The organism is Methanobrevibacter sp. UBA212 (assembly GCF_905233225.1).
GTDB lineage: Archaea > Methanobacteriota > Methanobacteria > Methanobacteriales > Methanobacteriaceae > Methanocatella.
Genome location: NZ_CAJODJ010000028.1, coordinates 20,902 through 27,052, shown reverse-complemented (window position 1 = coordinate 27,052; position 6,151 = coordinate 20,902). Strand labels below are relative to the sequence as shown.

The window sequence follows — 6,151 nt, the reverse complement described above, 5'->3', positions numbered from 1 at the left end:
CAAAAGCCTAACCGGCGCATACAAAGGCACCGGCAATATTGACTCCTTTGAGCTCTTTGAAAGATATAAAAAAGGGGATGAGGCGGCAAAGGACGCAATAAGGAATTATTCAAGAAGGATTGCGGCGGGAATCGTGACCATACAGGCTGTGCTTGACCTTGAAAAGTTCTGCATCGGAGGCGGAATTTCCGCACAGGACGTTTTGATAGCCGAAATTAGAAACAGCGTACACGAGTTCTTTAAAGCGAAATCATCTGAAGCGATAAACGAGCCTGCAGTTGAAAGGTGCCGCTTTAAAAATGCGTCCGGCTGTGTCGGTGCCGTATACAATTTTTTGACAATGGAAAAGATTTTTTAAGTTGAGAATTAATAAAATATTATGTGATAACATGAATATTAATAAAAATGGATTGCACTCAAGACAGCCACACAGACAATATGAACATATGAGTCTGGATGATATGGTTGGAAAATATAAGGCTATCGAACCGATAAACAGCGTGGAATTAAAACATGAACTAAAATAATGAGATTATTAATGTATTTCTTAAATACAACATTTATTGTCGGATTGTTTGTCTCATGAACAAGGCATCCGGAAGCTGTAGAAATTTACAAAAAAATAAGAAATAGTCGGCTAGTAATCTCAAAATTAGTTATTGCTGAAACTGTGACAGTTTTAAAAAACAAACTTCCAACCAAGGATATCCGTGAAATATATAATAATATTCCCTACATATTTGAGGTAATTGATGATTCCGAGTTATATGATGGTGCAATGAATGAATTCATTAAATATGACTCGAACATTTCATTTTTCGACAGCATGTATGTCCATATAATGAAAGAAAAAAATATTTCAGAAATAGTTAGTTTCGATAGTGATTTTGATAGGGTTAATGGAATTATAAGACTCCATTAACTTCTTATTTTTTGTGTTGATGGTGCTTAATTATTCATTTTTCACTGTTTAAATAACATTTAAATCAAATAAAAAACAACATTAAACCATGAAAGCAGTTATTCCAGCGGCAGGTTTCGGAATCAGATTTCTTCCTGCAACAAAGGCACAGCCGAAAGAGATGCTTCCGGTCTATGACAAGCCCACACTCCAGTTTCTCGTTGAGGAGGCGGTGGCGTCAGGCATCGATGACATCCTAATCATCACAGGGCGAAACAAGAGGTCAATCGAGGACCATTTCGACAAGTCATACGAACTCGAGTACACCCTGCAGAGGGCGGGAAAGGACCGCCACCTCAAAAAGGTCAGGAAAATCACCGACCTTGCAGACATCTGCTATGTGCGCCAGAAAGACCTCAGGGGCCTGGGCGATGCCATAAGATGCAGCGAAAAGCACGTTGACAACGAGGCCTTTGCAGTGCTTCTGGGCCATACCATCACAAAGGGAAAGGTCCCATGCACAAGACAGCTGATAGACGTCCACAACAGATACGGCTCATCAGTGGCGGCGCTGGGAGACGTTTCCAAATACAACCAGAACCAGTACAACATCCTTGATGCAGAAAAGCTGGAAGACAATATCTATAAAATCAGAAGGATTGCCAAAAGCCCCCAGAACGAAAGGGCGCCGATAGACCTCGGCATCATCGGCAGATACATCCTCACGCCGGAAATCTTCGACAAGATCGACGACACCGAAGTGGGGTTCAGGGGCGAGATTCATCTCACCGAGGCAATGTCAAAGCTGGATTCCCTTTACGGAGTGGCGTTTGAAGGCCAGTCCCATTACGTTGGAAACCGCCTGGAATGGCTCAAGACCTCAATCAGGTATGCCCTTGAGGACGATGAGTTCAAAGACGACCTCATAGACTACATGAAGGGATACATCTAGACACAGGATAGTCCTGTTTGGCAACAACAAACACACACGATGGTCTTGTTTAGACATAAGTTAAACATAACATTATCCGGTTCAGCAACAATATCTGCCAAAAGCGACAGGTTATGCACCACTTAAATTCTGTTTGCCAACAGATCCTATCTGCTCAAAATCCTTATCAGCTTGACAAGCGCGAAGCCCATTATCCCCTTGTTTTTATATATGTCATCGATTGCCGAAATCTCATCATGCAATTCTTTCTTTTCGGACTGTGTAAAATCACCCTGGCGAAGCAGATTGATATAGTTCACAAGGAACGGATTAATCATTGTGGAAACGTCCTCCATCCCTTCCAGATTGCATTTCTCGATTGCCTGCCTGTATGACTTGATGGTGTCCAGAACCAGCTGGAACTTGATGTTTTTGGTGATGGATAAATCCCCGTCAAAACGCATGGAATAGTTAACGATGACCTCATCATTCAGAAGAACTATCTTTGAGTTGAAAAACACATCCAGAACGAAGTTCAAGTCCTCGCCTGCAGTGAATTTTTTAAACTCGGCAAACTTTTCACGGCGGACTATCTTTGTCCAGATTGCAGGAAGCATCTTCAAAATCGCAGGATCTGTTTTGACATCCTCAATCACGACCCTGTCACTGTACTCAAGAGCCTTTCCATAGAGTATCGGATAAAGAATCCTTGTCCAGATAAATCCCAAAACAGGAGGAAATTTCGGATAGGTCCTGATGTCGTTGTCCCTCGAATCATAAGGAGAATAGGAGATGAACCTGCAGTCGTCATACACCCTCCAGTATCTTCCAACGGCAACATCCGCACCCGAACTTGAAATTTCATTGTAAAGGGCCTCGCAGGCGGTTGGAGTATATGTGTCGTCGGCATCCAGAAACATTATGTAGTCGGCAGTCGTATGAGTGAAAGCGATGTTTCTTGGCTCATGAGGAGCCCCGCAGTTTTCGGCCAGATGTATTGCCTTGAAATTAGGATATCTTTCGCAGTACTCATCTATTATGCTGGCTGAACTGTCGGTCGATGCGTCATTGACGATGACCACCTCAATATTCTCGACTCCGATGCTTTGGCTGACTATGGAGTCAAGGGAATCCCTCAGATATTTCTCGGCATTGAAAACCGGCATTATGATTGACACTTTATACTCGCTCATCACTTTGAATTTTTATTTTATGTAGTATTTAAAAATTTCAAACATGCAATAATCCAAAGTAAAATCAACGTGACAATCCTTCAAAAAGGCCCGAGAAAACAACAGCATGAAACGAAAACTTCATTTAAATCATGCCAAACCTTAAAAATAATGGAACTTCACCACCATTCCAGCGATTCGTGGAGAAACATGCCAGTGGAAAGATTTCTAAATGCATTTCCTGTATGTTGCACACAATATTGTTGGATTTGAAGACAAGATTTACCCTTCAAAAATATAGATTGAATACATCTAAAACACAATATCAAGCAAAACCATGGGAAATGACGTTTCCGTCCTTGTCCACAACTCTCATATATCCGTCATCATATTTTACGCGCTCATTTCCATCGCCTATCGGTTCGCGTGATACCTCATGCTCCCTCGGATTCCACCCGTCAGGAGTTATATCATATTCCTGGCGATGTGATGAAGACTGGGAACTGCTTGACTGTGGTTTTACGGCCTCAGTTACCTTTTCCTTAATGCTCAGCTTCTGTGTTGAATTTGTTCCTGTGCAGTTTTCATTTCCGCCATAAGTGACGGTCACGTTATATTTTCCTTTCTTCAAATGCAAATCAAGTTTTGCCTTGCCTTTGGAATTTGTCTTGACGACGTCGTCAACCACGACCTTTCCCTTCTTGTCAGTTACTGTGACGTTGACAACTTCCTTTGAAAGCGCAGTCCCGTTCAAATCTTTCAGCTCGACTGACAATTTTCCACCTTCATACTGCTCCTTATCGCTTGTGATTTTAATTTTGGTTGCCTCTTTTGCATGTGATTGGTTAAACATCATCACACCGACGGCCACCGCAAGAATGGCGATTACCACAAGAAGCATTATGATTATGTTTCTGTTTTCCATAGAATATCCTCCATATTTAAGTTGTGTCAATCATATGCATATAATTTTCGAGCATGGCCAAACATAATATACGTCCGGCACCAAATGCACAATATCAACACAACATTATTGTGTTTGCCAACAAAAACATATAATCATAGATAGATTTAAATATTGTCAAGACATATTTATAATTGGAAAAACTTTTTTTAAGTTTTTCTGCACTTTCATCGACAACTTCATGTCGAATAATATTTTGATTGAATTTATATCAAATTTTTTCAATGAACAAATTAAAACGGATTACTGTTCGGTTTAGGCGTTTCATTTTAGGCTGGACGGCATTAATTTGCTAGTTGAAAACAGGGAGAAACACGAAATCAAAAATGTCGGGTCGGTCCAGTGGCCCGACTTACTCATCTTTTAGCCCACTGACTATTTTTTATATCTACATGAGATCTTTTTGGCGAAGTTACACACAACTTGCATCTTTTTGACAACAATTTTTTATAAAAATCCTGCCAATACCTCAGGGAGAAAAGACAGCAAAAAATGACATGCAAATGCTTCATTCAAGATGCAATATAACACCAACATGATACAAAAAGTCAGCTCAAATTAATGCGAAATTTTAAAATAATGAAAGAGGATTGACATTGCAAGTAATTTGCGCAAGGGAATATAGATGAAAAAAATAAAATAATGAAAGATTTCGCAAATTCCTCCAAAGGGCATTGTCATCCCGCCGGAAATGCCTGCCAAAAACACCCCTGCGGAAAATATATTTTCCCGAGATGTTCAGGCATTCGCACCCCCACATGAATATGATTCGGACATGCGAAAAATGACATGAAATCTAAAACTTATATAATAAAAAAAATATAAAGTAAATGGGTTATTAAATCCATAGGAGTAATTATATATGAGATGTGTTGGTACAGTAGTACGCGGAATAAGAACACCGATTATCAAAAAGGACGATGATTTGGCCTCCATCGTTGTTGATTCACTGATGGCCGCAAAGGAAAGCGAAGGATTTGAATTCAGGGACAAGGACATTGTTGCAATCACAGAAGCGGTTGTGGGAATTTCAGAAGGAAATTATGTCACCGTGGATGACGTTGCAAAGGACCTCGAGAAAAAGTTCCCGTCCAAAAACATCGGAGTCGTCAATCCGATTTTAAGCAGAAACCGATTTTCAATCATCCTCAAGGGCATTGCAAGGGGAATGGACAAAATCACATTGCTGTCATCATTTCCGTCAGATGAGGTTGGAAATGGAATAATGGATGAAAATATCCTTGACAAAAGCGAATATGACCTTGCAAGCGTCATTTCAGAAGAGGAATACAGAAAAACTTTCGGATCATGGATTCACCCCTTCACCGGAATAAACATGGTCGACTTCTACCGTGATTTGATTGAAAGCGAGGACTGTGAGGTTGAATTCGTATTCTCAAACGACATCAGGACAATCCTTGACTACACAAATGATGTCCTGACCTGTGACATCCACACAAGGGAAAAAAGCACAGCATTGCTTAAAGGCGAAGGCGCAAACGTTTACGGACTTTACCAGGTGCTGACAGAACCTGTCGACGGTTCAGGCTGCAATCCTGACTACGGACTTCTGGGTTCAAACAAGGCAACCGAAGAAAAGCTGAAGCTCTTCCCGAAAACCGGTCAGGCAGTGGTTGAAGAGGTCCAGAGAAGGCTTATTGAACTTACCGGAAAGCAGATTGAGGTCATGGTCTACGGTGACGGAGCGTTCAAGGACCCTGTCGGAAAGATCTGGGAACTGGCAGATCCAGTCGTTTCACCAGCACATACCAGTGGACTCGTGGGATATCCGAACGAAATCAAGCTTAAATACGTATCCGACAACAAGTTCGCAGACCTTAAAGGCGATGAGCTCAAAGAGGCAATCGTCGATGAAATCAGGAAAAAGGCTGAAAACCTCATGGGACAGATGATTACCGAAGGAACCACCCCAAGGGTACTCACCGATTTGATCGGTTCACTTTGTGATTTGACAAGCGGTTCCGGAGACAAGGGAACACCTGTTGTCTTCATCCAGGGATACTTCGATAATTTAGCAAGCGACTAAATTATCCAAACCCTTCTTTTTTTAATTGGATTTGAAATTATAATTTAACTGATTTTTAGTGATGCTTTTGGGTTTAAAATTAGTATTGACCCAATCAAGTGATTTTGAAAAAAAAGAGAAAATGTGAGGATTAGAT

The 6,151-nt window shown here is 41.0% G+C and carries 6 protein-coding genes and 1 pseudogene; 5 read left to right on the top strand and 2 right to left on the bottom strand.

All coding sequences use genetic code 11. The features are described 5' to 3' along the window. The 4 genes and pseudogenes from QZ138_RS08170 to QZ138_RS08155 form a co-directional block, all read left to right on the top strand. On the top strand, positions 1-358 hold a 358-nt coding region (locus QZ138_RS08170; protein WP_292888499.1), incomplete at its 5' end, for an ROK family protein. A 31-nt stretch (positions 359-389) separates the two neighbouring features. Then, on the top strand, positions 390-527 hold the full coding sequence (locus tag QZ138_RS08165; protein WP_292888496.1) for a hypothetical protein: 138 nt from the start codon (positions 390-392) through the stop codon (positions 525-527). A 77-nt stretch (positions 528-604) separates the two neighbouring features. Next, a pseudogene (locus QZ138_RS08160) lies at positions 605-922 on the top strand (PIN domain-containing protein); the annotation flags it as partial. Positions 923-1,010: 88 nt separating this feature from the next. Beyond that, the gene (locus QZ138_RS08155; protein WP_292888493.1) at positions 1,011-1,853 is read left to right on the top strand and encodes a UTP--glucose-1-phosphate uridylyltransferase; all 843 of its coding nucleotides are present in this window, start codon (positions 1,011-1,013) and stop codon (positions 1,851-1,853) included. A gap of 146 nt (positions 1,854-1,999) precedes the next feature. Here the strand turns inward: QZ138_RS08155 and QZ138_RS08150 are convergent, their stop codons facing one another. Together QZ138_RS08150 and QZ138_RS08145 are read right to left on the bottom strand one after the other, a co-directional pair. Beyond that, complete coding sequence (locus QZ138_RS08150; protein ID WP_292888490.1) at positions 2,000-3,025, bottom strand: glycosyltransferase family 2 protein; 1,026 nt, start codon at positions 3,023-3,025, stop codon at positions 2,000-2,002. 304 nt (positions 3,026-3,329) lie between these two features. Beyond that, complete coding sequence (locus tag QZ138_RS08145; protein ID WP_292888464.1) at positions 3,330-3,929, bottom strand: hypothetical protein; 600 nt, start codon at positions 3,927-3,929, stop codon at positions 3,330-3,332. A gap of 901 nt (positions 3,930-4,830) precedes the next feature. Between QZ138_RS08145 and QZ138_RS08140 the strand changes: the two genes are divergently transcribed. After that, positions 4,831-6,015: a coenzyme F420-0:L-glutamate ligase gene (locus QZ138_RS08140; RefSeq protein ID WP_292888461.1), complete on the top strand. Its 1,185-nt coding sequence runs from the start codon at positions 4,831-4,833 to the stop codon at positions 6,013-6,015. Positions 6,016-6,151 lie beyond the last annotated feature (136 nt).

Excerpts from the sequence above, each read along its gene's own strand:
- QZ138_RS08165 (WP_292888496.1), top strand. The coding sequence starts at position 390 with ATGAATATTAATAAAAATGGATTGCACTCAAGACAGCCACACAGACAA.
- QZ138_RS08155 (WP_292888493.1), top strand. The coding sequence starts at position 1,011 with ATGAAAGCAGTTATTCCAGCGGCAGGTTTCGGAATCAGATTTCTTCCT.
- QZ138_RS08150 (WP_292888490.1), bottom strand. The coding sequence starts at position 3,025 with ATGAGCGAGTATAAAGTGTCAATCATAATGCCGGTTTTCAATGCCGAG.
- QZ138_RS08145 (WP_292888464.1), bottom strand. The coding sequence starts at position 3,929 with ATGGAAAACAGAAACATAATCATAATGCTTCTTGTGGTAATCGCCATT.
- QZ138_RS08140 (WP_292888461.1), top strand. The coding sequence starts at position 4,831 with ATGAGATGTGTTGGTACAGTAGTACGCGGAATAAGAACACCGATTATC.